This window comes from Methylobacterium nigriterrae (assembly GCF_037106235.1).
GTDB classification, from domain to species: domain Bacteria; phylum Pseudomonadota; class Alphaproteobacteria; order Rhizobiales; family Beijerinckiaceae; genus Methylobacterium; species Methylobacterium nigriterrae.
This window is the reverse complement of sequence record NZ_JBAWTG010000297.1, coordinates 1-2380: the sequence shown is the minus strand read 5'-3', so window position 1 is coordinate 2380 and position 2380 is coordinate 1. Positions and strand designations below refer to the sequence as shown.

The following is a 2380-nucleotide window of genomic DNA, read 5'->3' as shown; positions in this document are numbered from 1 at the left end:
CGGCTTTGACGGGCGACGGGCTCAATCAAACCTTCGTTGCGGTCGCGCTTATCGGGCCCGCCTCAATGTACTTCATCACTGGGTTCGATCTGCGCTGGTAAACTCACAGATCTTGCCTGGATGTGGAATGGCGTACGCCGAACTTTCTTGAAGGGAGGCCATCATGCGTGAGCATCGATACACCCTCGGCCAACATGTCAGATATGCCGAGCGCGGCGCGCGCGGGCACTATTGGCCAGACATCACTGATCCGGCCTGGATCGGCGGCTATGAGATCACAGCTCTGCTTCAGGCGGGAAACCACGAACCCGAGTATGAGATCCACGGCGCCGAGCAGGCCTATCATCGCGTGGTCGGCGAGGGGCAGCTCTGCGAGGATCCAAGCCGCGTGACTTCACGGTCGACCGGCGAGTTCTTCCTGCTCTGGGCCAAGCTGAATGTCACCATGACGCGCGAGCTTCAACCCACCTGGACGAGCTTCGTGTCGGCGCTTGAGTCGGAATTGAATCGCAAGAACCATGAGAACCATCAGCTCCGTCAGGATCTTGAGATCATGCGCAGGCGCGAGATCGCGGCTCGGCAGCGGCTAACACGCGGAACTACAGACGAAGCTGAATTTCAGAGAGCTTGAACGCGAATATGGCAGGATGTTCAAGGAGGATTGATGGAGGATAGCATGTTCGGAGTTGCCGGTGGCGAGAGCGAGAACTATCTAGCTCGATTGATCGGGTGCCGGGTGGATGTCCTGCGGAAACGGCCGACGCTCAACAATTCAGCCCTGACCGAAGTCAAGCGCGAGACTCAGCTCCGCGCGAAGATCTCGGGGCGTTCCAGCCTGCCTCTCCCGCAGGCACAAGCCGACGTGAGTGTCTGGATGGCCGGTAAGATCTTCTAGAGTCATTTTTTTCGACGCACGCTGGGGCAGGACGAGGGCCATGGGCATTCTCAATTCAACTTCGGATCCGAAGTCACCGTTGCGCCACGCTACTGAGAAGCACTGTGGCCTGCTTGAGGGTCGCGAGCCAGAACGATCCAGCAGGCTGATCTTGGGCGAACCCCCTGCCGCTGACGAGATCGCGCGATGGGACGAGGATGGCGGCGCCTCAGCCCGGCAGATCAGTTTAGGCTGGAACAGGCAAGCAGCTTCTCTGCCGCCATGCGTCGACGTTGCAGACGCAGGTGAAGCCGTCGAGCATCGATGAGGAATCCCCGATCCGCTGATTATTTGCGGCGCTGGTTGGCCTCGCCGGCCTTGCGCTCGTCACTCTCCTCGTCAAGTCGCTCCTCGAGTGGCGCTACGCCGGCGACCTCGCGGCCGGAGCCCGGCACTAGCACGACGGGCTCCACGGCGATCCGGGTCGAGGGCCTGTCGAAGACCTTCGACACGGCCGCCGTGCTGCACGACTTCCATCTCGAGGTTCGGGCGGGCGAGCTTCTCGGCCTGCTCGGCCCCTCGGGCTCGGGCAAGACGACGCTCCTGCGCATCATCGCGGGGCTCGACTTCCCCGATCGCGGCCGCGTGCTGTTCGGGGGCGGCGACGCCACGGGCCTGCCCGTGCAGCAGCGGGCGGTAGGCTTCGTGTTCCAGCACTACGCCCTGTTCAAGCACATGAGCGTGGCAGACAACATCGCCTACGGCCTCAACGCCCGGAAGCGGTCGGAGCGCCCGAGCCGGACCGAGATCCGCCGCCGGGTCGGCGACCTCCTCGACCTGATCAGGCTCTCGGGGTTCGCCGACCGCTACCCATCGCAGCTCTCCGGCGGCCAGCGCCAGCGCATCGCGCTCGCCCGCGCGCTCGCGGTCGAGCCCCGCGTGCTCCTCCTCGACGAGCCCTTCGGGGCGCTCGACGCCCAGGTCCGCAAGGACCTGCGCCGCTGGCTGCGCGAGATCCACGACCGCACCGGCCAGACCACGATCTTCGTGACCCACGACCAGGACGAGGCGCTGGAGCTGTCCGACCGCGTCGCCGTCCTCGACCGGGGCCGGCTGGAGCAGGTCGGCACGCCGGACGAGGTGCAGGACAATCCCGCCTCCGCCACGGTGCTGAAGTTCCTGGGCGACGCCATCGAGCTCGAGGCCCTCGCGGAGGGGGGGCGCGTCCTGGTCGACGGCAAGCCGACCCCCGTCGCCGCCCCCCGCGGCACCGTCGGCCCGGTCAGGCTCTACGTGCGGCCCTGGCAGCTGCAATTCGCGGATCCGGCCGAGTCGCATCTCGGCGGCACCGTACGGGCCTCGCACCGCAGCCAGGGGCGCCAGCGCATCGACGTGGAGCGGCCGGATGGCCGGGTTCTGGTCGTCGAGGATTTCGACGGCGAGCGCTACGCCTCCGGCCGCAGCGTCGGCCTCAGGATCAACGGGGGCTACGTGTTCGCCGAGGGC

4 protein-coding genes are annotated in these 2380 nt (G+C 65.9%); 3 read left to right on the top strand and 1 reads right to left on the bottom strand.

Translation table 11 applies throughout. The annotated features are described in order from the left end of the window. Positions 1-163 precede the first annotated feature (163 nt). Together WDW90_RS36400 and WDW90_RS36395 are read left to right on the top strand one after the other, a co-directional pair. Positions 164-631 carry a hypothetical protein gene (locus tag WDW90_RS36400; protein WP_336492607.1) on the top strand — a complete coding sequence of 156 codons (468 nt, stop codon included), beginning with the start codon at positions 164-166 and terminating at the stop codon, positions 629-631. Positions 632-664: 33 nt separating this feature from the next. Continuing rightward, positions 665-895, top strand: coding sequence for a hypothetical protein (locus WDW90_RS36395; protein ID WP_336492606.1), 231 nt, complete (start codon positions 665-667; stop codon positions 893-895). Between the two features lie 326 nt (positions 896-1221). Here the strand turns inward: WDW90_RS36395 and WDW90_RS41075 are convergent, their stop codons facing one another. Then, positions 1222-1386, bottom strand: coding sequence for a hypothetical protein (locus WDW90_RS41075; protein ID WP_431311200.1), 165 nt, complete (start codon positions 1384-1386; stop codon positions 1222-1224). Between the two features lie 7 nt (positions 1387-1393). Here WDW90_RS41075 and WDW90_RS36385 point away from each other — a divergent pair. Next, on the top strand, positions 1394-2380 hold a 987-nt coding region (locus WDW90_RS36385), incomplete at its 3' end, for a sulfate/molybdate ABC transporter ATP-binding protein (protein WP_336492605.1).

Bases quoted from the DNA above. Each gene is read 5' to 3' on its own strand.
- WDW90_RS36400 (WP_336492607.1), top strand. From the start codon at position 164: ATGCGTGAGCATCGATACACCCTCGGCCAACATGTCAGATATGCCGAG.
- WDW90_RS36395 (WP_336492606.1), top strand. From the start codon at position 665: ATGGAGGATAGCATGTTCGGAGTTGCCGGTGGCGAGAGCGAGAACTAT.